The organism is Enterobacter cloacae complex sp. IR5450 (assembly GCF_049238665.1).
Classification (GTDB): domain Bacteria; phylum Pseudomonadota; class Gammaproteobacteria; order Enterobacterales; family Enterobacteriaceae; genus Enterobacter; species Enterobacter hormaechei_C.
This window is the reverse complement of record NZ_JBMKIC010000006.1, coordinates 46577-71398: the sequence shown is the minus strand read 5'-3', so window position 1 is coordinate 71398 and position 24822 is coordinate 46577. Positions and strand designations below refer to the sequence as shown.

General features: G+C 54.9%; 21 protein-coding genes. 7 read left to right on the top strand and 14 right to left on the bottom strand.

Annotated features, from left to right (window positions below):
* Nucleotides 1-22 precede the first annotated feature (22 nt).
* Both ydgT and blr read right to left on the bottom strand, forming a co-directional pair.
* Nucleotides 23-238 (bottom strand): transcription modulator YdgT, encoded by a 216-nt coding sequence (gene ydgT / locus ACOTYB_RS07360; protein ID WP_000217941.1) that lies wholly within the window; start codon nt 236-238, stop codon nt 23-25.
* Nucleotides 239-467: 229 nt separating this feature from the next.
* Nucleotides 468-593, bottom strand: coding sequence for a division septum protein Blr (gene blr / locus ACOTYB_RS07355; RefSeq protein WP_151884424.1), 126 nt, complete (start codon nt 591-593; stop codon nt 468-470).
* Nucleotides 594-832: 239 nt separating this feature from the next.
* On the opposite strand from blr, the gene ACOTYB_RS07350 reads away from it, so the two are divergent.
* Complete coding sequence (locus ACOTYB_RS07350; protein ID WP_023313975.1) at nt 833-1873, top strand: oxidoreductase; 1041 nt, start codon at nt 833-835, stop codon at nt 1871-1873.
* Nucleotides 1874-1929: 56 nt separating this feature from the next.
* On the opposite strand, the gene add is transcribed toward ACOTYB_RS07350, so the two are convergent.
* The 3 genes from add to malX form a co-directional block, all read right to left on the bottom strand.
* The gene (gene add / locus ACOTYB_RS07345; protein ID WP_220153778.1) at nt 1930-2928 is read right to left on the bottom strand and encodes an adenosine deaminase; all 999 of its coding nucleotides are present in this window, start codon (nt 2926-2928) and stop codon (nt 1930-1932) included.
* Between the two features lie 96 nt (nt 2929-3024).
* Nucleotides 3025-4197, bottom strand: a complete 1173-nt coding sequence (locus ACOTYB_RS07340; protein ID WP_220153779.1) for a MalY/PatB family protein — start codon at nt 4195-4197, stop codon at nt 3025-3027.
* A 50-nt stretch (nt 4198-4247) separates the two neighbouring features.
* Nucleotides 4248-5840 carry a maltose/glucose-specific PTS transporter subunit IIBC gene (gene malX, locus ACOTYB_RS07335; protein WP_032658247.1) on the bottom strand — a complete coding sequence of 531 codons (1593 nt, stop codon included), beginning with the start codon at nt 5838-5840 and terminating at the stop codon, nt 4248-4250.
* A 179-nt stretch (nt 5841-6019) separates the two neighbouring features.
* Between malX and ACOTYB_RS07330 the strand changes: the two genes are divergently transcribed.
* Nucleotides 6020-7048, top strand: coding sequence for a Mal regulon transcriptional regulator MalI (locus tag ACOTYB_RS07330; protein ID WP_003857568.1), 1029 nt, complete (start codon nt 6020-6022; stop codon nt 7046-7048).
* A 101-nt stretch (nt 7049-7149) separates the two neighbouring features.
* Here the strand turns inward: ACOTYB_RS07330 and ACOTYB_RS07325 are convergent, their stop codons facing one another.
* Both ACOTYB_RS07325 and manA read right to left on the bottom strand, forming a co-directional pair.
* Nucleotides 7150-8676, bottom strand: a complete 1527-nt coding sequence (locus ACOTYB_RS07325; protein ID WP_099544188.1) for a YdgA family protein — start codon at nt 8674-8676, stop codon at nt 7150-7152.
* A 99-nt stretch (nt 8677-8775) separates the two neighbouring features.
* On the bottom strand, nt 8776-9951 hold the full coding sequence (manA, locus tag ACOTYB_RS07320) for a mannose-6-phosphate isomerase (RefSeq protein ID WP_003857564.1): 1176 nt from the start codon (nt 9949-9951) through the stop codon (nt 8776-8778).
* A gap of 199 nt (nt 9952-10150) precedes the next feature.
* Here manA and fumA point away from each other — a divergent pair, with 199 nt between their 5' ends.
* Nucleotides 10151-11797 carry a class I fumarate hydratase FumA gene (fumA, locus tag ACOTYB_RS07315; RefSeq protein WP_032609072.1) on the top strand — a complete coding sequence of 549 codons (1647 nt, stop codon included), beginning with the start codon at nt 10151-10153 and terminating at the stop codon, nt 11795-11797.
* Nucleotides 11798-11979: 182 nt separating this feature from the next.
* The gene (gene fumC, locus ACOTYB_RS07310) at nt 11980-13374 is read left to right on the top strand and encodes a class II fumarate hydratase (protein ID WP_003857560.1); all 1395 of its coding nucleotides are present in this window, start codon (nt 11980-11982) and stop codon (nt 13372-13374) included.
* Here the strand turns inward: fumC and tus are convergent, their stop codons facing one another.
* The 4 genes from tus to rstA all read right to left on the bottom strand — a co-directional run bounded on the left by tus (nt 13375) and on the right by rstA (nt 17533).
* Entirely contained in the window at nt 13375-14304 is a 930-nt protein-coding gene (gene tus / locus ACOTYB_RS07305) for a DNA replication terminus site-binding protein (protein ID WP_003857559.1), read from the bottom strand.
* Between the two features lie 74 nt (nt 14305-14378).
* The gene (gene rstB, locus ACOTYB_RS07300) at nt 14379-15677 is read right to left on the bottom strand and encodes a two-component system sensor histidine kinase RstB (RefSeq protein WP_220153781.1); all 1299 of its coding nucleotides are present in this window, start codon (nt 15675-15677) and stop codon (nt 14379-14381) included.
* Between the two features lie 324 nt (nt 15678-16001).
* A complete protein-coding gene (iraM, locus tag ACOTYB_RS07295; protein ID WP_003857554.1) occupies nt 16002-16373 on the bottom strand; it encodes an anti-adapter protein IraM in 372 nt (123 codons plus the stop codon).
* A gap of 440 nt (nt 16374-16813) precedes the next feature.
* The gene (gene rstA, locus ACOTYB_RS07290) at nt 16814-17533 is read right to left on the bottom strand and encodes a two-component system response regulator RstA (RefSeq protein ID WP_003857553.1); all 720 of its coding nucleotides are present in this window, start codon (nt 17531-17533) and stop codon (nt 16814-16816) included.
* Nucleotides 17534-17660: 127 nt separating this feature from the next.
* Here rstA and ACOTYB_RS07285 point away from each other — a divergent pair, with 127 nt between their 5' ends.
* The gene (locus tag ACOTYB_RS07285) at nt 17661-17996 is read left to right on the top strand and encodes a GlpM family protein (protein ID WP_220153782.1); all 336 of its coding nucleotides are present in this window, start codon (nt 17661-17663) and stop codon (nt 17994-17996) included.
* On the opposite strand, the gene folM is transcribed toward ACOTYB_RS07285, so the two are convergent.
* The 3 genes from folM to ydgH all read right to left on the bottom strand — a co-directional run bounded on the left by folM (nt 17993) and on the right by ydgH (nt 21267).
* Nucleotides 17993-18715, bottom strand: a complete 723-nt coding sequence (folM, locus tag ACOTYB_RS07280; RefSeq protein ID WP_003857550.1) for a dihydromonapterin reductase — start codon at nt 18713-18715, stop codon at nt 17993-17995. The genes ACOTYB_RS07285 and folM overlap by 4 nt on opposite strands.
* Nucleotides 18716-18754: 39 nt before the next feature.
* Nucleotides 18755-20137 carry an amino acid permease gene (locus ACOTYB_RS07275; RefSeq protein WP_003857548.1) on the bottom strand — a complete coding sequence of 461 codons (1383 nt, stop codon included), beginning with the start codon at nt 20135-20137 and terminating at the stop codon, nt 18755-18757.
* Between the two features lie 185 nt (nt 20138-20322).
* Nucleotides 20323-21267 carry a DUF1471 family protein YdgH gene (gene ydgH, locus ACOTYB_RS07270; RefSeq protein WP_000769339.1) on the bottom strand — a complete coding sequence of 315 codons (945 nt, stop codon included), beginning with the start codon at nt 21265-21267 and terminating at the stop codon, nt 20323-20325.
* A 535-nt stretch (nt 21268-21802) separates the two neighbouring features.
* On the opposite strand from ydgH, the gene pntA reads away from it, so the two are divergent.
* Entirely contained in the window at nt 21803-23332 is a 1530-nt protein-coding gene (gene pntA, locus ACOTYB_RS07265; protein ID WP_045343442.1) for a Re/Si-specific NAD(P)(+) transhydrogenase subunit alpha, read from the top strand.
* A 10-nt stretch (nt 23333-23342) separates the two neighbouring features.
* Entirely contained in the window at nt 23343-24731 is a 1389-nt protein-coding gene (gene pntB, locus ACOTYB_RS07260) for a Re/Si-specific NAD(P)(+) transhydrogenase subunit beta (protein WP_003857541.1), read from the top strand.
* Nucleotides 24732-24822: the final 91 nt, after the last annotated feature.

The window sequence follows — 24822 nt, the reverse complement described above, 5'->3', positions numbered from 1 at the left end:
TTTCACGCCGAAGGCTACTTTCTTATACAACGTAACGCCATACGGATTTAGGCACTTCCCCCACATTGAACAGACGACCGCCAGAGACCAGTTCGGCGCGACGATGGTCAGCAGCGCGGTACATATTGATGATGTCCTGATTATCCGACAGCGTGTAGTTCAGATGGTCAAACAGTTTTTCCAGGCTTTCAAGGGAATTGATCTTGCGAAATTTTAATAAATAGTCCTGAACTGTCATATTAATAAGTTTCCATATAAAAGGGTAATACCCATAAAGGTAATGCGTTCGAATAATAAACGGATTAATAAAGACGTAAACTGTCCACTCGGGTAACGCGACGAAATTAGGAGTTTTCTTTGCGAAGAATCAGGCATCAGGAGATGCCTGAAAGAGAAGGGTAACCCCGTTCATTACGGCTGGCAATATGTTCCATGACGTAATGTGTCACGCTTTATGACGACACGGCTTACTTTTGTTGTGCGACAGTCACAGGCTCCGGCGGCTGGTAGTTATCGATATGGCTGGCAATGCCGAGCAACACGACTGAAACCCCAAGGACAATCCATCCCGCTAATTCAATGATTCGATTAATTATTGACGTCATAATTTGTGTTTGTAATTTATCCATAAATACAGATTACAAATGTTACAGCGCCCTTTTCTTCAGAGCAAGCGCTTTGGGAACGATTCCCCGGCCCCCTATGCACACTTTAATGCGAGGTAACAAAAAACGCTGTCGTGAGATGCTATTTTAACTCACAGGGCACATTATTAATGTGTGCGTTAAGCACAAGGCCAGTGATAAATAAGCGCACAGCGAGGGGGCAAACGATGAGTGAAAACATCCGCGTCGGTCTTATTGGCTACGGGTACGCAAGCAAAACCTTTCATGCACCGCTGGTTGCCGGCACGCCGGGAATGGAACTGGCGGCCATCACAAGCAGCGATGAGACTAAGGTCCGCGCCGACTGGCCAGCTGTGCCGGTGGTAACGGAGCCTAAGCATCTGTTTAACGATCCTAATATTGACCTTATTGTCATTCCTACCCCTAACGACACTCATTTCCCCCTGGCGAAAGCGGCGCTGGAGGCAGGCAAACATGTTGTTGTCGATAAGCCCTTCACCGTGACGTTGTCACAGGCGCGCGAGCTGGATGCGCTGGCGCGAAGTCTGGGTCGGTTATTATCGGTCTTTCACAACCGGCGCTGGGACAGCGATTTCCTGACGGTCAAAGCGCTGATCAACGAAGGCACGCTCGGCGAAATTGCCTTTTTTGAGTCGCACTTCGATCGTTATCGTCCGCAGGTGCGAGATCGCTGGCGCGAGCAGGCGGGACCGGGCAGCGGCATCTGGTATGACTTAGCGCCGCATCTTCTCGATCAGGCCGTTCATCTGTTTGGTCTGCCCGTAAGCATGGCGGTCGATTTAGCGCAGCTCAGGCCGGGGGCGCAGACCACCGACTATTTCCATGCCATTTTGAGTTATCCGCAGCGGCGCATTGTGCTGCACGGGACAATGCTTGCGGCGGCGGAATCGGCCCGCTATATCATTCATGGGGCGCGCGGCAGCTATGTGAAGTTCGGCCAGGATCCGCAGGAAGAGCGCCTCAAAAATGGCGAACGCTTACCGCAGGAGGACTGGGGCTACGACATGCGCGACGGGGTGGTGACGCGTGCGGAGGGTGAGGCGCTGGTTGAAGAGACGGTATTGACCCTGCCGGGGAACTATCCGGCGTATTACGCCGCCATTCGTAACGCGCTGAACGGTTCAGGTGAAAATCCGGTTCCCGCAAGCCAGGCAATCCAGATTATGGAGCTCATTGAGCTGGGGATCGAATCTGCCAAACATCGCGCAACGCTCTGTCTGGCATAAGTGCCAAACGCTTTCGTAGGCCGGGTAAGCGCAGCGCCACCCGGCAGTAAAGAGGACTACTGAGCAACTTTATCGCGCAGCGCCTGTTTCTCTTTAGGCGTCAGGAAGGCGATCTCCAGCCCGTTGATTTGCGCCTGACGGATCTGCTCGCGGCTCAGCCCGGCCTGCGGCGCGGCGATGTTGTATTCGTGAATAATATCCACGCCCTGAACCGCCGGATCGTCCGTGTTCAGTGAAGCCAGCACCCCGTGTTCAAGGAAGGTTTTCAGCGGGTGTTGCGCCAGCGATGCCACTGTACTGGTCTGAATATTGGAGGTCAGGCAGGATTCGATTCCAATACGTTGTTCGGCGAGGAAATCCATCAGCGCGCGATCTTCAATGGCTTTCACGCCGTGACCAATACGTTCCGCACCCAGTTCACGAATGGCCTGCCAGATGCTTTCCGGCCCCGCGGCTTCGCCTGCATGAACGGTAATATGCCATCCTGCATCACGTGCGCGGTTGAAATGAGACAGGAACAGGCTGCCCGGGAAGCCCAGCTCGTCACCGGCCAGGTCGATGGCGGTGATCTGGTCGCGATGCGCCAGTAATGCTTCCAGCTCCTGAAGACAGGCCGCTTCACCGAAGGTACGGCTCATAATGCCGATCAAACGCGCCTGAACGTCAAAGGTTTTGCAGCCTTCACGCACGCCTTCAATGACCGCTTCAACCACGCCCGCTACGGGGAGATTGTGGGTCATCGCCATATAGCCCGGGGAGAAACGCAGTTCGACATAGTGCAGGCCGTTGCGCGCGGCATCTTCGATGTTTTCAAAGGCGACACGGCGACAGGCATCGACCGAGGCCAGCATCTTCACGCCCCAGTCGAGCTTGCTCAGAAAGCTCACCAGATCCGGTTCGTTCGACGTGACCTGAACATGAGGGATCAGGGTTTCAAGCGTTTCGGCAGGGAGGGTTAAATTGAACTGGCGACCAAGATCGAGAATGGTTTGGGCACGAATGTTGCCGTCAAGGTGGCGGTGAATATCGGTTAAAGGCAGGCGTGTATCAATCATGGTCGCACTCTTTGCTGGTTAAAGTGCGCCATATTATAAAAACAAAACGGGGTAAAAAGCTATTTGCGCAAGGGAATATTCCGTTGCGCAAATAATTTACAGCAGCGTGTTGATGCCCGCGATGAGGCGCTGAACGCCCTGTTCAAGCTTACTACGGGGGCAACCCGCGTTCAGACGAACGTAGCCTTTCCCTTCGGCTCCATAGGTATATCCCGGCATGATGGCCACTTTTTGCTGCTCAATAAGCACCTTTTGCAGCGTATTGTCGTCAATACCGAGCGGGCTGAGGTCGATCCAGGCGAGATAGGTAGCCTCAGGTGGTTGCCAGCTGAGTGCCGGAAAAGCACTGTTTAATTCGCGAGCAACATACCGCAGATTCTCTTCGAGATAGGTCCGCAGCGCGTCCAGCCAGGGTTCGCCCTGTCGGTAAGCAGCAATATGCGCGGTCAGCGCCAGCACGGAAGGGGAAGAGAGTCCGTCCCGACCTTTTAATGCATTCAGATAGGCGTTACGGCTGGCGTCATCGGCGATAAGCCCCCAGGCGCCCGTCAGCGCCGGAATGTTGAAGCTTTTGGAACCCGAGGTCAGCAGCGCCCATTTATCGTGCGCAACCTCATTCCACGGGGTATGACGATGCTTGCCCCATACCATGTCCATATGAATTTCGTCGCTGATCACCGCTACGTCATAACGTTCACACAGGGCCGCCATTGTGGTCAGCGCCTCCCGAGTCCAGACTTTTCCGGTCGGGTTTTGCGGGCTACACAGCAGCAACACCTTGTTTTCCGGTTTTGATAGCGCCGCTTCCAGCGAGGCCATATCCCCCTCCCAGCCATGCGCTGTTTTCTGCATCGGCACGGAAACAACGGTACGCTGGTTGCCTTCGATGGCTTTATAAAAGGCATCGTAAGCCGGAGTATGGACCACCACGCCGTCGCCAGGCGAGGACCAGAGGCGGATCAGCTCCGAGACCATATAAATGACCGACGGCCCATACACCACGGTTTCGGTATCAATCTGACTGTTAAAGCGTTGCCGGAACCAGTGCGCCACGGCGGCCAGAAATTCGTCATTTTTCCAGCGACTGTAACCAAACACCCCGTGGTTTATTCGCTGGTGCAGCGCATCGGTAATGCAGGGGGCGGTGGCGAAATCCATATCAGAGATGGTGAAGGGCAGCAGGTCGGCAGCGCCAAAACGGTCAGCGACATAATCCCACTGGGTACACCAGGTGCCGTGTCGATCCACGACGGTTGAAAAATCAAACATGACGGTGCTCCGTAAAGTAAAACCCCCTCATGACGAGGGGGGGCGAGGCATCAGGCTTCGACGGTTCGCATCAGGGTTGCCAGCTCATCCTTCACTGACTGTACCTGCGGGCCAATGACGACCTGCAAATTGTGCTGATTTAACTGTACTACGCCAATAGCCCGGTTAGCTTTAAGTGCGTTGGTATCCACTTTGGACATGTCCGCCACCGACAAACGCAGGCGGGTGATGCAGTTATCCAGAGAGGTAATATTATCCGCACCGCCCAGCGCCGCCAGAATAGCCGGCGTGTTATATCCGGATTTCCCAACGGTACCGGCCACCGCCTGTTCAACGCTGGTGGCCGTATCGGCATCGCGGCCTGGCGTTTTCAGGTTAAAGCGGGTGATGGCGAAGCGGAAGATCCCGTAGTAAACCGCGAACCAGATGGCGGCCACAACCGGCACCAGATACCACTTGGTGGACAGGCCGTGCAGGATACCGAATACCACGAAGTCAATCACGTTACCGTCGGTGTTACCGATGGTCACACCGAGCACAGCCATCACGGTAAAGCCCAGGCCCGTCAGTACGGCGTGGATGAGGTACAGTACCGGTGCCACGAACAGGAACAGGAACTCGATAGGTTCTGTCGTACCGCCCACCACGCAGGCAATAACGCCGGAGATCAGCAGACCTTTAATTTTATGACGATTTTCCGGACGGGCACAGTGGTACATCGCCAGCGCAGCACCCGGCAGGCCGCCGAGGAAGGCAGGCATTTTACCCTGAGAAAGGAAACGCGTCGCACTTTCAGAGAAGCCGTGAGTGGTCGGGCAGCTCAGCTGGGCCTGGAAGATGGTCAGCGCGCCGCTAACGGAATGACCGCAAACGTCCATGGTGCCGCCTGCTTCCGTAAAGCGGATCAGGGCAACCAGGATGTGCTGTAAACCAAACGGTAGCAGCAGACGTTCACCCGTACCGAAAATCATCGGGCCGAAATCACCCGCGCCGTTGATAATGCGGCCAATCCCGGTGATCCCCATGGCAAAAATCGGCCAAATCAGAGGGATGATCAGACCAAACAGACCCATCACAACCAGCGTAATGATTGGCACAAAGCGGGTCCCGCCGAAGAAGGCCAGCGCATCGGGCAGGCGGATGTTGTGGAAGCGCTCGTGCAGCATCCAGATAATCACCCCCGCGATCACGGCTCCAAGGATCCCGGTATCGATGGACTGAATACCAATCACGCTCTGAATGTTATTGGCTTTCAGTACCGCCGCGTCGGTCGTCGGCAGGATCCCTTTGGCGGTCAGCCAGAAGTTAACCGCAAGGTTCATGACCGCATAGCCAACGAAGCCCGCAAACGCCGCCACGCCTTTGTTTTCGCGCGCCAGACCCAGAGGAATGGCGATACAGAACATTACCGGCAGGAAGCTAAAGGCAAACGATCCGACCTTGCTCATCCAGATGAAGATCGCCTGAAGTACCGGATTTCCCAGGAAAGGGATCAGAGTAATGACGTCATGACTGCTTAACGAGCTGCCGATCCCCAGCATAATCCCGCAAAAAGAGAGAAGCGCCACGGGCAGCATAAAGGTTTTACCCAGTTGCTGGAAAAACTCCCACAGCGATATTTTTTGTGCTGCTTTCGTCGTCATAAAACGACTCCTTAAATGGTAGAAAGAGATTTAACGACCTCGATGGGGCGAGAAGATAAAACGTTTTATCAAACTTTAGTGCGCGCTAAATCACATTCTCAGGCTTTTACTGGTAGTATAAAGATAACGTATTGATAAAACGTTTTAGCGATCTCATTATCAAGGAGTCACGCCACCACATGGCTGTAGCGAAAAAGATCACCATCAACGATGTCGCGCTGGCGGCGGGGGTTTCCGTCAGCACCGTTTCGCTGGTATTAAGCGGGAAGGGGCGCATCTCTCCTGCAACGGGTCAGCGCGTCAACGAGGCCGTTGAGCAGTTGGGCTTTGTGCGTAATCGCCAGGCGTCGGCGCTGCGCGGTGGGCAAAGCGGGGTGATAGGGCTGATCGTTCGCGATCTCGCGTCGCCGTTTTATGCAGAACTGACCGCCGGGCTGACCGAGGCGCTTGAAGCGCAGGGGCGAATGGTTTTCCTGCTCCACGGTGGGCGCGAACCGGAGCAACTGCTCTCCAGGCTGGATTTGCTGCTGACGCAAGGGGTGGATGGGGTGATCGTGGCCGGCGCGTCCGGCGTGGGCAGTGAATTGTGTGAGCGCGCGGCGCAGAAAGGCGTACCGCTGGTGTTTGCGTCGCGCGCCAGCTATCTCGACGAAGCCGATACCCTTCGGCCAGATAACATGCAGGCCGCGCAAATGCTGACCGAGCATCTTATTCATCGCGGCCATCAGCGCATCGCCTGGCTCGGCGGTAAAAGCTCGTCCCTGACGCGTGCCGAGCGGGTGGGCGGTTACTGCTCCACGCTCATCAAATATGGCCTGCCGTTTCACAGCGAATGGGTGGTGGAGTGTGAATCCAGCCAGAAAAAAGCCGCGGAAGCCATCGGCACGCTGCTTCGCAACAGCCCGACGATCAGCGCGGTGATTTGCTATAACGACGTTATTGCGATGGGGGCGTGGTTCGGTTTGATCCGCGCCGGACGCCAGAGCGGTGAGGGCGGGGTAGAAACGTTCTTCGGCCATCAGGTGGCGCTGGGGGCGTTTGCAGATGTCGGTGAAAATGCGTTAGACGATCTCCCCATCGTCTGGGCGACGACGCCGGCTCGTGAAATGGGGTACACCCTGGCAGAACGAATTATGCAGCGCATTGAAAATACGGACGTGCAGGCCGGGCATCAGATTGTGGCTGCGCGCTTAGTGACGGTGAAGTAAACGCTTTGCTTGCACGGGCCTACAACGGCTCAGGATCGGAGGCCGGGTAAGCGTCAGCGCCACCCGGCAATAAAAAACCCCTCATGCGAGGGGTTTTTCGTTTACTGCTGCGGTACTGCCGGCGGCGCAGCCGGTTCGGCCGGTTCAGGCATGCCCAGCGTCGGCATACCAAACATACCGACAAACTCTTCCAGCGGCATTTTGTCGCCGTTGAGCGTCACCTGGCCATTAGCATATTGCAGGCTGGTGGAAATGGTGTTGTCTTCCACCTTCGTGATGCGGAACATCTGGCCCATCGCCGCCAGGCCTTTCACCTGTTGGTTTGCCAGTTTACCTGCATCTTCTTCACCATACCCTTCGAGTTTCGCAATCTGCGTCATGAACTCGGTTGCCATATCAATCGGGATGGTCAGCTTGCTGTCGAGCGATTTCACGCTGCGGTCAACTTCCTGCGCGAGGGTCTGCGGCTCGCCGGTCGTGGCTGCCGGATCCTTCAGGAACAGCGACAGGTTGAAGTTGGTTTCGCCTTTGCCGTTTTTCCAGCTCAGTGGCGCAACGGTAATCACCGGCTCGCCCTTCAGCAGGATCGGCAGGTTATTAAACAGCACCGTCATCGCCTGCTGCTGGTAAACCTGTGGGTTCTGTTGCAGGGCGGCATCGGTCAGCAGAGCCTGGCTCTCTTTACTGTATTTCTGACTGAATTCGTGCCACGCCTGGCCGTCAATGTTGCCGATTTTCAGGGACAACTTACCGGTACCCAGATCCTGATTCTGTACTTTCAGGCTTTTCAAGCTGTAATCCAGCTGGGTGTTGATGCTTTTACCGTCTTTGGACACGTCAGACTTACCGTCCAGATCCATGCCTTCAAGCACCGCCATCTCTTTGCCTTCGATCGCAATGGCGATCTTATCGAGGCTCAGTTTCTGGTCGCCGATACGCTCATCAAAATCAGTCATACGGCTATTGCCGCTGGCTTTCAGGTTGTTGAAGGTAAGCTGCACCTTCTGGTTATATTCATTGACTGAATTCACCAGGCCGCTGGCGGCATCGCCGGTCAGGGAGACATTCTTGCCGTCGCGATCGGCATCAAGCTGGAAATTACCGCCGCTGAAGGCGACTTTATCAGTGCCTTGTTCGTAATTCAGGGCTTTCAGGTCGATGTCGGAATGCGTATCACCGGCATAGCTGATGCGGGTATTGATCTCAAACGGCGACTCATTTTTCGCCATATCGAAAATCGGCTTCGTCACCTCGTTATTCACCAGTACGGTTCTGGCGGATGCCATAGAGGGGATCAGGTTAAACTTTTTCAACTGCGCCAGCGGGAACGGACCGTGGCTGACCACTTCATCCAGCACCACGCTCTGGCCCGGTTTCAGCCAGGCGCTCTGATTACCCGCAACCGGCTTCACCACCACCTGCATATGGCTGGTAAACACGCCACGCTGGTAGTTCTGATAGCTCAGCTCCAGACCTGCTTCAGGCGCGCTGCGCTTAATCTCGCTGTTTGCCTGCGTCATCATCTCTGCCAGACGGCTTTCCAGCTGTTTCCCGGTATACCAGGAAGCACCCGTCCAGATCACGCCTAAAGCAACAATCACTCCTACCGCTACGACCGATTTTTTCATTGCGATTATCCCTAAAATGAAACCAGGCGGTTAAAACCGCCTGGTGTTACAACGCCTGTTACTAGCTTAGCAAGAGTTGTTAAAAAATTCAGTAAGTCCCTAAAGCTTATTAAAAACACGCGCCAGGCGACCGGTGCCGCTCACCCGGACAGGCGACTCGTTTGCTGCGACAAAGGCGGATTCACCCGGTTTGAGCACCAGACGCTCGCTATCTTTGTGCAACGTCGCTTCGCCTTCCACACAGAACAGGATCGCGGCGCTCTCCTGTGCAATGGCGGTTTCGTCTGCGCTGAGGTCGTGCAGGGAGAAGGCAAAATCGTCAACCGGAATCGGGAAGTCCAGCTCTGCGCCGTTTTTCACCGGCTGAGTAAGCAGCTCCGCAGCAGGTTTCGCCACAAACTTCACGTTGGCAACCAGCTCAGGGATGTCGATGTATTTTGGCGTCAGGCCCGCGCGCAGTACGTTATCGGAGTTAGCCATCACCTCCAGTGCCACGCCGTTGAGGTAGGCGTGCGGGGTTTCAGCGAACAGGAACATCGCTTCGCCCGGGTTGAGCTTCACCACGTTCAGCAGCAGCGGAGAGAAGAGGCCGCTGTCGTCCGGATAAAACGCGGAAATTACGCGAATGGTGTCCCATGGCTCACCCTGCTGGCTGTTCAGCGCGGCTTTCAGCACCGCCAGCGCGTGGGATTTTTCCTCGCCCTGCATATTCAGCAGGCTGGCAAACAGCTCGCTCAAGGCTTCTGCGTTCGGGTTTTCAAGGAAGTGGGCGATCGCGTTGTGAGCCCCGGCGACCGGTTGCAGCAGGGAGATGATCTCGGAAAACTCGCGGAAGGCATTCATCGCCAGGAAAGGGGTAAGGGCGAAAACCAGTTCCGGCTTGTGGTTAGGATCTTTGTAGTTACGCTCTGCGGCGTCTAACGGAATACCGGCGGCATTTTCTTTGGCAAAGCCCAGCTCAGAGGCTTTTTTGTTCGGGTGAACCTGAATGGAGAGCGGCTGGTCGGCGCACAATACCTTGAACAGAAACGGCAGCTCACCAAAACGATTCGCCACTTTATCGCCGAGCAGTGCGGCTTTGTCGGCGTCGATGACGTCACGCAGGCTGCGAACCTGACCGCTGGCATCTTCAATTTTTGAGCTGCTCTTCGGGTGCGCGCCCATCCACAGCTCTGCCATCGGCAGGTTGTCCGGGTTGGCGATACCGTAGAGATCCGTTAACGCAGTTTTACTTCCCCAGGCGTAGTTTTGCACTGAGTTGATGAGTTTTTGCATTATCAAGCCCTGATTCATATGTGGAATTAACTCCGCGTATTAAAGCAATAAACCGAATGGAAGTAACCTGCGGATGTAAAAAGTCGTACTAGTCTCAGTTTTTGTTAAAAAATTGTGTAGGATAAGCTGACTCGCTTTTAAGCCGGGCAGCGGAACATCTGCCCTGAATAAACAGACCGAAGCAGTAAGTGAGAGAACAATGTCGAATAAACCCTTCCATTATCAGGATCCTTTCCCCCTCAGTCAGGATCAGACCGAGTATTATCTGTTAACCCGCGATTACGTTACTGTCTCTGAGTTTGAAGGGCAGGAGATCCTCAAAGTTGACCCGCAGGGGCTGACGTTGCTGGCGCAGCAAGCCTTCCATGATGCTTCCTTTATGCTCCGTCCGGCGCATCAGCAGCAGGTTGCTGATATCCTGAGCGACCCGGAAGCCAGCGAGAACGATAAGTACGTTGCCCTGCAATTCCTGCGTAACTCTGATATCGCGGCGAAAGGCATTCTGCCGACCTGCCAGGACACCGGCACGGCGATTATCACCGGTAAAAAAGGCCAGCGCGTCTGGACCGGCGGCGGTGACGAAGCGGCGCTGGCGCGCGGCGTTTACAATACCTACACCGAAGACAACCTGCGCTATTCGCAAAACGCGGCGCTGGATATGTACAAAGAGGTGAACACCGGCACTAACCTGCCTGCGCAGATTGACCTCTACAGCGTCGACGGTGACGAGTACAAATTCCTCTGCATCGCCAAAGGCGGCGGTTCAGCCAACAAAACCTATCTTTACCAGGAAACCAAAGCGCTGCTTACCCCGGGCAAGCTGAAAAACTACCTGGTCGAGAAGATGCGTACCCTCGGCACCGCGGCCTGCCCGCCGTACCATATCGCATTTGTGATTGGCGGTACGTCTGCCGAAAGCACCCTGAAAACCGTTAAGCTGGCCTCAACCAAATACTACGATGGCCTGCCAACGGAAGGTAACGAACATGGTCAGGCGTTCCGCGACGTGCAGCTTGAGCAGGAACTGCTGGCCGAAGCGCAGAACCTGGGGCTGGGCGCGCAGTTTGGCGGCAAATACTTCGCGCATGACATTCGCGTGATCCGCCTGCCGCGCCACGGTGCTTCCTGTCCGGTGGGGATGGGCGTTTCCTGTTCAGCGGACCGTAACATCAAAGCGAAGATCAACCGCGACGGCATCTGGATCGAGAAGCTGGAGAACAACCCGGGCAAATACATCCCTGAAGAACTGCGTAAAGCGGGCGAGGGGGAAGCGGTTCGCGTGGACCTGAATCGTCCGATGAAAGAGATTCTGGCGCAGCTTTCGCAGTATCCGGTCTCGACCCGTCTATCCCTGAACGGGACGATTATCGTGGGCCGCGACATCGCCCATGCGAAGCTGAAAGAGCGCCTGGACAACGGCGAAGGGCTGCCGCAGTACATTAAAGATCACCCGATCTACTACGCAGGTCCGGCAAAAACGCCTGATGGATATGCTTCCGGCTCGTTAGGCCCAACCACGGCGGGCCGTATGGACTCCTACGTCGACCAGTTGCAGGCCAACGGCGGCAGCATGATCATGCTGGCGAAAGGCAACCGCAGCCAGCAGGTGACGGACGCGTGCCACAAGCACGGCGGCTTCTACCTCGGTAGCATCGGTGGCCCGGCGGCGGTGCTGGCGCAGGGCAGTATCAAGAGCCTTGAGTGCGTGGAGTACCCGGAACTGGGTATGGAAGCGATCTGGAAAATTGAAGTGGAAGACTTCCCGGCGTTCATCCTCGTGGATGACAAAGGTAACGACTTCTTCAAACAGATCCAGTCTTCCCAGTGTTCGGCGTGTGTGAAGTAATTCTGTAAATTGCCGGGTGGCGCTGACGCTTAACCGGCCTACATACTCGTAGGTCGGGTAAGGCGCAGCCGCCACCCGACATCAAAAAGAGCGCACAAAGCGCCATAACGTTTCTCAGAAGTCATCAATACTTATCTCTTAAGCATGTGAGCAATCCCATCTTTGTTATCAAGGAGTAAGTAATGACAATGCATCGCCGCGAGAAAGACTCCATGGGCGCCATCGACGTCCCGGCCGACAAGCTATGGGGCGCACAAACCCAGCGTTCGCTGGAGCATTTTCGCATTTCGACAGAGAAAATGCCCGTCTCGCTAATCCAGGCGCTGGCGTTGACCAAACGCGCTGCCGCCAAAGTCAATCAGGATCTGGGCCTGCTGGATGCCGATAAAGCCACCGCCATCATCAATGCCGCCGACGAAGTGCTGGCGGGCAAACATCCCGACGAATTCCCCCTTGCCATCTGGCAGACCGGCTCAGGCACCCAGAGCAACATGAACATGAACGAGGTGCTGGCGAACCGCGCAAGCGAGCTGCTTGGCGGCGTGCGCGGCATGGAGCGCAAGGTCCACCCGAACGATGACGTGAACAAAAGCCAGAGTTCCAACGACGTGTTCCCGACGGCCATGCACGTGGCGGCCGTCATCGCAATCCACGAGCAGCTTATACCGCAGCTCAACGTGCTTAAATCTACGCTTAACGAGAAAGCGCAGGCCTTCCGCGACATCGTTAAAATTGGTCGTACGCACCTTCAGGACGCCACGCCGCTGACGCTCGGCCAGGAGATCTCCGGCTGGGTGGCGATGCTGGAGCACAACCTTAAGCATATCGACAACAGCCTGCCGCATCTGGCGGAGCTGGCGCTCGGCGGAACGGCGGTGGGCACTGGCTTAAACACCCATCCCGAGTACGCGGTGCGCGTGGCCGAAGAGCTGGCGAAGATTACCGGGCAGCCGTTTGTTACCGCTCCGAATAAGTTTGAAGCGCTGGCGACCTGTGATGCCCTGGTGCATACCCATGGCGCGCTGAAAGGGCTGGCGGCCTCGCTGATGAAAATTGCCAACGACGTGCGCTGGCTGGCCTCCGGCCCGCGCTGCGGCATCGGCGAAATCAGCATTCCGGAAAACGAGCCGGGCAGCTCCATTATGCCGGGCAAAGTGAACCCGACCCAGTGCGAAGCCATGACCATGCTGTGCTGTCAGGTGATGGGTAATGACGTGGCGGTTAACATGGGCGGCGCGTCGGGTAACTTCGAGCTTAACGTCTATCGTCCGATGGTGATCCACAACGTACTGCAATCGATTCGTCTGCTGGCCGATGGCATGGAGAGCTTTAACGAGCACTGCGCGGTGGGCATTGAGCCTAATCGCGAGCGAATCAGCCAGCTGCTGAATGAGTCTCTGATGCTGGTAACGGCGCTGAACACCCATATTGGTTATGACAAAGCGGCCGAAATCGCTAAAAAAGCGCACAAAGAGGGGCTTACCCTGAAAGCCTCTGCGCTGGCGCTGGGCTACCTGACGGACGCCGAGTTTGATGCCTGGGTCCGACCGGAAGCGATGGTGGGCAGCCTCAGATAATCACTGCGCCACATACAGGTGCAGCCGCGGAATAATCAGCTGTAGCGGCTGCGCCTGGGGTTTATAGCGATGCTGAACGTTTTCAGCATCGTAGTTCAGCAGTTCCCCGATATCCGGCACCACCGCACCCTGATCGGCATCATAGAGCGCAATCAGCGGCGTCGGGCAGGCGTATTGCACCTGCTTTTGTTGACCGGCATACCAGACACGGGCGATAGGCTGCACCTTCACCGGACGCTTTATTTTAAGACGGGTATCAGCTGGCAGGGAGGCAATGCTGTGATACTCCTGCTCCAGCCGTTCAATCCACTGTTCCCGCGACCACGGGGCGACCGTTCGCGGCGATTTCAGGCTTTTTTCCAGCTGCGCCAGGATCTCGTCCCGCGCGAAATTTTTAATGATGTGCTTGTTGGCCCAGCCGAAGCGCAGCGTGGCGGGATGGCGCAGTACCGTCAGCGTGCGGTAGGCATTCAGGGTGATCAGCCCCGGAAGCTGGCGATGCACCCATTCAAAACGGGCAGCCGGTGCCAGCCCGGACTCAACGGTTACAATCCTCTCAAAGGCGGCTTTCAGCGTATTGATATGCGTAATCTGCGCCTCAATTCCTTCACGCGTTGCGGCATCCGTTTGCAGGCAGATGACGCCGGGCAGGCGAACGGCGGCCTTACTGCTGCGATTTTCGGACTGCTGCTGGATGAAAAGGCGACGATAGTGCTGCAACGTCATTTCCAGCGCCGCCTTGCCAACATGCTGCGTCACCTCAATGGTGTTCAGCGGGTCGTGTTCTGCGCCTTTTGCCACCTCGGGCAGGGAAAAGACGCGGGCGGCCAGCAGGCGGCAGTCCTGAAGTTGCCCCGTGAGGGTCAGTAACGCCTGCTCTATTTCCCGAAATGTGGTGTTAAGCCTTTCGATGAGATCGTAAGTTGTCATGGCAGCCCTTAATTAGTTACAACATACTATTGATATAGCACAACACGCCGGGTCAGGCCAGCGTGCGGTTTAGGTCAGGCAGGTACGGGAAGGGGAATGTTGTGATAGATCGGCCAGCTAAAGACGAACCGGGCCCCACCCAGCTCGCTCGCTTCGCAGCGAACCGAACCGCCCATCGCCTGGGCAATAGAACGGACAATAGCCAGCCCCAGACCACAGCCGCCGGTAGCCCGGTCGCGGCTGGGATCGAGGCGCACAAACGGCTCAAAAACTTTTTCACGCTCCGCCGGCTCAATGCCGGGGCCATCGTCTTCCACACACAGAATCGCCTGGCTTCCCTGCAAATCTAAACCTATGCGCAGCGTCGTTTCGCTGTAGCGCATGGCGTTGTTCATCAGATTATCCAGCACGCGTTCCATCAGGCGCATGTCCAGTGCGCCGTACGCGCCGGGGGTAATGGCTGTCAGCAGTTTTCGCTGAGGGTTAACGCTCTGCACATCGTTAATATGCGTCTGTAGCCAGACGGGGAGATCCGGTGTACTGAGGTGCAACTCCGTCTGAGGCCGATCGAGGCGGGCATAGGTCAGCAGCTCTTCAATCAGCGCTTCAAGCTGGCCAATATCCCGATTGAGCGCCTGCGATTCCGCCCCGGTGAGGTTCTCGCTCATCTCCAGGCGATAACGCAGGCGTACCAGCGGAGTGCGCAGTTCATGCGCAATGCCATCGATCAGCTGCTTCTTGCTGGCAATCAGGGCGTTGATGTTATTGGCCATCTGGTTAAAGGCAATACCGAGCCGGTCAAAACTGGAACCACTGTCGAAATGTATGCGTTCAGTTAAATGACCCTCCCCAAAACGCTGTGCGGCGGATTCCAGTTTCAGCATGTCCTGCCAGTGCGGTCGCATCCAGATGAATACAGGGAAAGCGAGCGAGATGGCAATAAAGCCCAGCAGGGCGAGATCCAGCAGGCGCATCTGGTGCAGGTAATAGAGATAGGGCACCGGCCCGACGGCCAGGACATAATGGCTGCGCGGAATACGCTGAATGAAGGTATATTTCTCGTCCAGCGCGACGATGTCTCCATCGCGCAGACGCTGCATCGCAGGCGGCGCTAAGTCAAAATCCTTCATGGGTTCGATACGCAGATCAAACGACAGATTCAGATCCAGCTCTTTTAACGTGCGCGCCCAGTCATGAGGTGGTATTTCTCGCAACTCGCTACGCATCAGGTAGAGCGAGCTTTTCATCAGATCGTCGAGGGATTGTCTGCCCGCGCGCTCTGCGGTGAATTTGTAGACCAGCCCGACCAGCATGGTCATCACCAGAAAGCAGACAAACAGCAGAAGGTAAAACTGCACAAACAGCTTTTTCATTAATCTCACCGAAACAGGGGCTTCACTACACGTCTTTTACCAGCAGGGTCGCCATGGGCGCAAGTCAGGCATGATGAGTTGAAAAGGGTAATTGTCGAGAGGTATTTCAGCGCGGCATCGCTTTATTCCATCAATGCCCGGAAAATCCGTTTACGTTTCAGTTAAACGAGTTTATTTACGATTGCGTATTATTGATCCGTAATAACAATGACAAAGGCCACCTGCGGGTGGCTTTATTTAATGGCGTTAACCAGCGAGAGGGATCCGGCACAAACGGTGCGACAGAAATAATTAGCGTTGTAACCTGAGCATTATCGATCTTCGTTAATGTCTGGATTTAGCTGTGCTGACAATCAGTGGATTCGTGGTAAACCCATGCGGGCATTTCCGCGCGTTGCAATGCACCGCGTATGTGCATATCTCTTCTTGCTGGTTTCGGTTGTATGGGCATGCCATCTTGTTTTTAATTTCACTCCACAACATCTCGTTATAAGGTGATATGTTATATATCGATATAGGCTTGAACACACCATTAATGAAGACGCCATTTTTTGTCGGATATATTCTGTCACCGGGGTACAAATAGACATCGCTTTCATACCAAATAATGAGTTTCAAGAACTTGAGGCCCAAGATGCTTGAATAAACGATTCCCGTGTTAGGACAAATTACCGAGCTAATGACTCTCCATGACATTGCTATACCTCTTTCATTAAATAATTGAGAGAGTATAAGGTTTAGCATGAGAATTAGATATCTGCAAACACGTAAGCCATTGAAAAAGATCAATATTATTTATACGCTTTCCACTATCCCCTTTGTTTTCAAAAGGATAAGATAATGATTAAAGCAATTGTAAAGATTATTTTTAGCCCAATGTGCTTTTAAGTGACGGATTTTTGATCGATGATGGCGCCTGCACTGCTGAATATATATTGTACTTCAGCACTGAAATACATTAGGAATACTTTTGTTTAGGCGAAAAATGCCCAGCGAAATAGCACGAAAGGAAGGGATGAGAACAAGGGGTATTTTATAACTGACGATGCATATAATCGATAACTTTCGACGGGTGCTGATAATAATTCCGATGCATCGTGAGTTATTTTTCGAATATTCCTGTTTTGTTCCTTTTTTCAGGTTTCCCAGGCGTGCGGTGCAAACAGATAGCCCTTATTGCGTACGGTTTTAATGCGGTAAGGTTCCGTGGCGTTATCCAGCAGTTTTTTACGCAGACGCGAAATCGCCACATCAACGCTACGATCCATTCCGTCGTAACTTACGCCGCGCAGATTTTTCAGTAATGCATCCCGGTCCATAATTTGACCGGCATGGGTTGCCAGCTCCCACAGCAGGTCAAAATCTGCGGTTGAGAGCGCAATCAGCTCCCCGGAAAGCATAACCTGTCGGTTGACCGGGTCGATAGAAAGCGTGCCGAAGCGCATCGCTTTGTGCGGCGTTAAAGAGGGGGCAGACGCTTCACGCTCCGCGCCGCTGGCACGCTGACGCAGATGGAGGCGCAAACGGGCAAGCAGGACTGCCGGCGGCGTGGTTTTCAGGATGTAGTCATTCGCGCCCATCTCAAGCGACAGAATATGATTCATATCGCTGTCGAGAGAGGTCAGCAGCACGATCGGACCGTCCCACTTCGTGCGCAGATCCCGGCATAGCGTCATACCATCTTTTCCGGGCAGCATGATGTCCAGCAACACCAGGTCCGGATTTTCGCGGGTCACGACGTCTTCAGCGCGATCGCCACGAGGCTCGACAACCACTTCCATATCATGTTTACCCAGATAAGCGGCGATCAGTTGCCCCACCTCGGGTTCATCTTCAACATAAACAATCTTATTCATACAACGTCTGTCATCGCAAAAAACGTCAACATACACCGCGCAATCTTAACCTTCCATTAATCTTTCAAAATTAGCCGGACTTCCGTTATCCTGCACGGGAATGTTATTTGATTGTTAAGGAAAAAGAATGGGGCTGGTGATAAAAGCCACGCTGGGTGCGCTGGTCGTGCTGCTGATTGGGGGGCTGGCTAAAACGAAGAACTACTACATTGCCGGGCTGATCCCGCTGTTTCCCACCTTTGCGTTAATCGCGCACTATATTGTGGCCTCTGAGCGGGGTATTGAGGCGCTGCGCGCCACCATTGTGTTCGGGATGTGGTCGATCATCCCGTATTTTATCTATCTGCTGTCGCTGTGGTACTTCACCGGTTTTCTGCGTCTGCCCCTGGCGCTGGGCGGGGCGGTGGTCTGCTGGAGCCTCAGCGCCTGGGTGCTTATCTTCTTCTGGAGCCGCTTTCACTAGCGCAGCGGGCGGCCACCGTCCACGGCAAACGTTCGGCCCGTGACGTAACAGCTGGTCAGCAGATAATCGATCAGGTCGATCACCTCTTTCTCACCGGGCGCAATTTTCATTAACGACTTGTTGAGCGCCTGCTGACGATACTCGGCATCATCGCCTTCGTTAAATAAAATCATCGCCGGAGCAATCGCGTTGACCTTTACCTCGGGCGCCAGCTTGCGTGCGAAAGAGCGGGTCATATTATCCAGGGCGGCTTTGCTGGCCGCATAGGCGATGTGTTTGTCGCTTCCTCGCTCTACCACGTAATCGGTGAAATGGATAATGTCGCCTGCGGCATGACCGTGTCCGCGCAGCAGATCCTGTAGGGCATGGTTGAGCAGATAAGGCGCATTAACGTGGATCTGCATCATGCAGGCGAGCGTTTCGCTGAGCGAATGTCCTGCTTTTTCGGGAAGCCAGGTACTGGCGTTGTGAATAACCGCCCGCAGCCCGTGGGTGGTCGACTTCACTTTGTCCGCGAAGGCGAGAATACCTTCATCCGTGGAGAAATCCGCCTGAATGCAGACCGCTCCGGCATTTCGTAGCCCTTCAATGGAGGGATATTCCGTGCGGTAACTGACGATAACCGGATGGCGAAGGTTGAGAAAGTGATGGGCGAGGGCGAGGCCAATGCGACGGCCTGCGCCAGTGATCAATATTGGGCGTTGCTGCGTGTGTCCCATCGTAATCTCCTTTTCAGTTCAACAATGGGACAGGCGGCGCTATCCCATTAACATCCACGTTGCCGGTACGGCAGCGACTAACAGCAAACCTATCAATGCCATTTCGCGGCGCTTAAGGGCATTATCAAGCTGATGCGTACGGCGAGCGTAGATAAACACCAGCAGGCCCGGCGCGTAGAGCACCACGGACAGCAGCAGATGCATCGGTCCGGAAGCATACAACAACCATAGACCGTAAATACAGGCGCCGACACCTACCGCATAGTGTGCCGGGCGGGTCGCAATTTTTAACAGATATGCGCCCACTAAGAAATAGGGTACCAGAATCATCTCGGAGGCGATGGTCAGCAGCGTGTTATAGTCCGATCCTGTGAGCCAGATCAGCACCAGACAGACCTGCACGCTGATGTTGGTGAGCCACAAAGAGGCCGATGGCGCACTGTTTTTGTTCTGACGGGCAAACAGGCGCGGGAACGCTTTATGCGTGGCGGCCAGGAACGGCACTTCCGCTGCCATAATGGTCCAGCTCAGATAGGCGCCGCAAACGGAGACAATCAGACCCGCCGCGATAATCACGTCTCCCCAGGGACCCAACATTTTCACCATCAGCCCGGCCATGGACGGGTTACGCATTTCCGCCAGTTCAGGGCGTGCCACCACGCCGAGCGACAACAGCGTCACCAGCAGATAAACGCCCAGCGCCGCCAGTACGGCCAGCAGCGTGGCGCGTCCCACGTCGCGCTTGTTACGCGCGCGGGCAGAGACCACGACGGCACCTTCAACGCCGATGAACACCCACAGGGTGATCAGCATGGTATTTTTCACCTGTTCCCAGACGGGAACGCCCAGCGCAATGCCGCTGAAATCGAGCGTAAAGACATCGAGACGGAAGGCGAGGAAGGCCAGCACGACGAACAGGCCAAGCGGCACCAGCTTGGCCAGCGTTGCCACGAGGTTAATGCTGGCCGCGGTCTGGACGCCGCGCAAAATCAGCCAGTGAACAATCCACAGCAGTACCGAGGCGCCGACGATGGACTGCCAGGTATTACCGTCGCCAAACAGGCGCAGTTCGGGCGTATCGGTAAAGAAGCTGAGCGCTGAGAAGACGATAACCAGATAGGAGACGTTGGCGATCACCGCGCACAGCCAGTAACCCCAGGCGGAGCAGAAGCCGATCAGCTCGCCGAAACCTTCCCGGGCGTAAGTGAATATTCCGCCGTCCAGATCCGGTCGGATACGGGTCAGCAGCAGCATGGCGAATGCCAGCAGCAAAATCCCAACACCGGTAATGCCCCAGCCAATCAGTAATGCGGCCGGGCTGGCGACGGCCGCCATGTTCTGCGGCAAACTGAATACGCCCGCGCCCAGCATTGAGCTTAATACAAGTGCAGTTAACGCACTCAGGCCAAGTTTCTTTTCCATTGGCTTCCTGTTATGAAAAGTCCAAATCCAGAATAATTATTTCGCTAAGGCGCATAAAAATGGTGGATCACGCTAAGGCGCGGGATTTTACGGAGTGTGAAGGATGCATGCAATGACGTGTGGCAGAAATCAGAAAAAAAGTAACAAAAAAGGCGGCACTGCGCCGCCTTTATGAAACCGTTTTGTTACTTGTACAGATCGGCGCTGATGGTCAGGTTGTTACCACGTTCCTGCCACTGACGGGTGATGTGGTAATACTTCGCGCCTTTCTTCGCAGCACGCTTCGCCACCTGATAGGAGATTTCCGTCATGTTGCCATAGTTGCCCGTAAACTTGATGCTGTCGAACGGCACCATCTGCGCGGCAGTGGCTTTGTTCAGCTCTTCAATTTTCGTGCCGTCTGGTAACGTAACGGTATAACGACCGCCTTTGGTGGATTGGGTTTCAAAGAAACGGCCCACTTCAGCGCTTGGTGCCGCAGACGTTGCTACGCCCGGAATTTCCACTTTCTTCGCTTCTTCACCGCCTTTCGCTAACGCGGCACGTCCCGCATCTGAATCCGCTGGAATGGCATCCGGGCTTTGCACTACGCGTTTTTTCGCATCTTGCTTATAGATGAAAGCGGTGATGCGCTGGTTTCCGCCCTGGTTGGCATCAACCTGACGCACGATATAGAACGCGTAAGCGCCTTTTTCTCTCGCGGCTTTGGTGATGGCATCGTTAACTTCAGGCTGGCTGCGGTAGAAGCCCTGAACGGTCACGGTGTCATACGGTTCCAGCTGAACAGCCTGATCTTTCGGCAATTCAACAATGCCGTTAATCACGCGGTTTTTCTGTTCATCTGCTTTTGGGGCATTCTCTTTGTACAGCGCAATCGTCACGCGCTGGTTGCCGCTGTTGCCTTGATCGGACTGGTCAACAACGTAAAACGAGGCAGCGCCGTTTTTATCGGCGGCTTTTGATGCGGCGGCGACGGCATCGCCAATAGAGTTATAGCGACCCACAATGACCGTATGGTCAAAAGGTTTTAACGCTGCCGCTTGCTCCGGCGTCAACTCTGTCGCGGCATTCGCAGACAGGGCGGTCGCGGAAAGAAGTGCGGACGCCAGGAGTGTGTTCTTAAGCTTCATAAAAATAATCCTTCGCCTTGCGCAAACCATGTACTGGTGTTGTTGTTAATTTGAGACGGTCCCGATTATGGCATTTAACACCCATCGCTGTCTGCGGCATTTTTCACAGCCTGTGCTCACCAAAGGACCTGATTCGATAACATTTTGTGATATGTGGAAAAAACAGGCGTTTCACAAGAAAAACTGATTAAGCATATGACTTTTACAAGTTAATTTAATGTTAATGAGTTGTTCTATTATGGCGCTATATCATGTTTTTACCGCTTCGCTTGCGCGATTTATCGGTCCTGAAGGCGAATTTAAGGTAAATATCTCTGTCAGTAACCCCGATCGCTTATTTTTCACAGATAAAGTAAGAAATAGTGTTTTCTGGCTGTAGATCACGGGCGCTATTTTCAGTAGGTTATAGAAAGTTTGTTACTGTTTTATTTTCCGGGGTTAATCATTCTCCGTCGTTATCTCGATGGTGAAAATTGATACAAACCGCGGGCAATTATCGACAAACCATCATCAAAAACCGATGGAAGGGAAAACTATGCGTATTGGGGTACCAAAAGAACGGTTAGCCAATGAAACCCGCGTAGCGGCAACACCAAAAACGGTGGAGCAACTGCTTAAACTGGGTTTTACCGTCGCGATTGAAAGCGGCGCGGGCACACTGGCGAGTTTCGATGACGAGGCCTTTACTCAGGCTGGCGCGGACGTCGTGGACGGTGCTGAGGTCTGGCAATCACCCATCATTCTGAAGGTAAACGCACCGGAAGAGAGTGAAATTGGACTGCTGAACGCGGGCACTACGCTGGTGAGCTTTGTCTGGCCAGCCCAAAACCCGGAGTTGATGGAGAAGCTGGCGGCACGCGGTGTCACCGTGATGGCGATGGACTCCGTGCCGCGTATTTCGCGCGCGCAGTCTCTGGATGCGCTGAGCTCCATGGCGAACATTGCCGGCTATCGCGCCATTGTCGAAGCTGCGCATGAGTTTGGTCGCTTCTTTACCGGTCAGATTACGGCGGCAGGTAAAGTTCCACCCGCGAAGGTGATGGTGATTGGTGCCGGTGTGGCAGGTCTTGCCGCTATCGGGGCCGCAAACAGCCTGGGCGCTATTGTTCGCGCGTTTGATACCCGGCCGGAAGTGAAGGAGCAGGTGCAGAGTATGGGCGCCGAATTCCTTGAGCTGGACTTCAAGGAAGAAGCGGGCAGCGGTGATGGTTACGCGAAGGTCATGTCTGAAGCCTTTATTAAGGCGGAAATGGCGCTCTTTGCGGCGCAGGCAAAAGAGGTAGACATCATTGTCACCACCGCGCTTATTCCGGGTAAACCGGCGCCGAAGCTGATCACCCGTGAGATGGTGGATTCCATGCAGCCGGGCAGCGTTATAGTCGATCTGGCGGCGCAAAACGGCGGTAACTGTGAGTATACCGTGCCAAATCAGGTCACGACGACCGCGAACGGCGTGAAGGTGATCGGTTATACCGACCTGCCAGGGCGTCTACCAACCCAGTCCTCTCAGCTGTACGGCACGAACCTCGTTAACCTGCTGAAGCTGCTCTGCAAAGAGAAAGACGGCAACATTACCGTTGATTTTGATGATGTGGTGGTGCGTGGCGTTACCGTGGTGCGTGAAGGGGAAATCACCTGGCCTGCACCGCCGATTCAGGTTTCCGCTCAACCTCAGGCTGCGCCGAAAGCGGCCCCAGAGCCCGCGGAGCCAGCAAAACCTGCGTCGCCGTGGCGCAAATACGCCATCATGGCGCTGGTCATAATCCTGTTTGGCTGGCTGGCGGACGTCGCGCCAAAAGAGTTCCTTGGCCACTTCACCGTCTTCGCGCTCTCCTGCGTGGTGGGTTACTACGTCGTGTGGAACGTTTCCCATGCGCTGCATACCCCGCTGATGTCGGTCACCAATGCCATCTCCGGGATTATCGTGGTCGGGGCATTGCTGCAAATTGGTCATGGCGGCTGGATCAGCTTCCTGAGCTTCATTGCGGTGCTGATCGCCAGTATCAATATTTTCGGTGGTTTCACCGTGACTCAGCGCATGCTGAAAATGTTTCGTAAAGGCTAAGGGGTAGCATATGTCTGGAGGATTAGTTACAGCCGCATACATTGTTGCTGCAATCCTGTTTATTTTCAGTCTGGCGGGGCTTTCCAAACACGAAACGTCTCAGCAGGGAAATAACTTCGGTATCGCCGGTATGGCGATTGCGCTGATTGCCACCATCTTTGGGCCGGACACCGGCAACGTGGCGTGGATCCTGGTGGCGATGATCATCGGCGGCGCGATTGGTATTCGTCTGGCGAAACGCGTTGAAATGACCGAGATGCCGGAGCTGGTTGCTATTCTGCACAGCTTCGTGGGTCTGGCGGCGGTGCTGGTGGGCTTCAACAGCTACCTGTACCACGAACCGGGCCTGGAGCCGATTCTGGTGAACATCCATCTGACCGAAGTGTTCCTCGGCATCTTCATCGGTGCGGTGACCTTCACCGGGTCGATTGTGGCGTTCGGCAAGCTGCGCGGGAAGATCTCTTCCAAACCGCTGATGCTGCCTAACCGCCACAAGCTGAATCTGGCGGCGCTGGTCGTTTCATTTGTGCTGCTGGTGGTCTTCGTGCGTACCGAAAGCGTAGGCTTGCAGGTGCTGGCGTTACTGGTGATGACCATCATCGCGCTGGCGTTCGGCTGGCATCTGGTGGCGTCTATCGGCGGAGCAGATATGCCGGTAGTCGTTTCCATGCTGAACTCCTACTCCGGTTGGGCGGCGGCGGCGGCAGGCTTTATGCTGAGCAACGACCTGCTGATTGTCACCGGTGCGCTGGTCGGTTCTTCCGGTGCGATCCTGTCTTACATCATGTGTAAGGCGATGAACCGTTCGTTTATCAGCGTCATCGCGGGTGGCTTCGGTTCTGACGGTTCATCAACCGGTTCTGATGAGGAAGTGGGTGAACACCGTGAAATCAGCGCGGAAGACACCGCAGAGATGCTGAAAAACTCGCATTCCGTCATCATCACCCCAGGCTATGGCATGGCGGTGGCGCAGGCGCAGTATCCGGTGGCGGAAATCACCGAGAAACTCCGCGCGCGCGGTATCAAGGTTCGCTTTGGTATTCACCCGGTGGCGGGGCGTCTGCCAGGCCACATGAACGTGCTGCTGGCGGAAGCGAAGGTGCCTTACGACATCGTGCTGGAAATGGACGAGATCAACGATGATTTCGCCGACACCGACACCGTGCTGGTGATTGGCGCCAACGACACCGTTAACCCGGCGGCGCAGGACGATCCGCGTAGTCCGATTGCGGGTATGCCTGTTCTCGAAGTGTGGAAGGCGCAGAACGTTATTGTCTTCAAACGCTCTATGAACACCGGCTATGCTGGCGTGCAGAACCCGCTGTTCTTTAAAGATAACACCCACATGCTGTTTGGCGACGCCAAGGCCAGCGTGGATGCGATCCTGAAAGCGCTGTAATTTCGCTTCATCCTGACAAACCGCCCCCTGGGGCGGTTTTCTTATTTCTGCGGCCAGCTTTTCTCCTCTGTCTATACTTTACCCTTTGTGT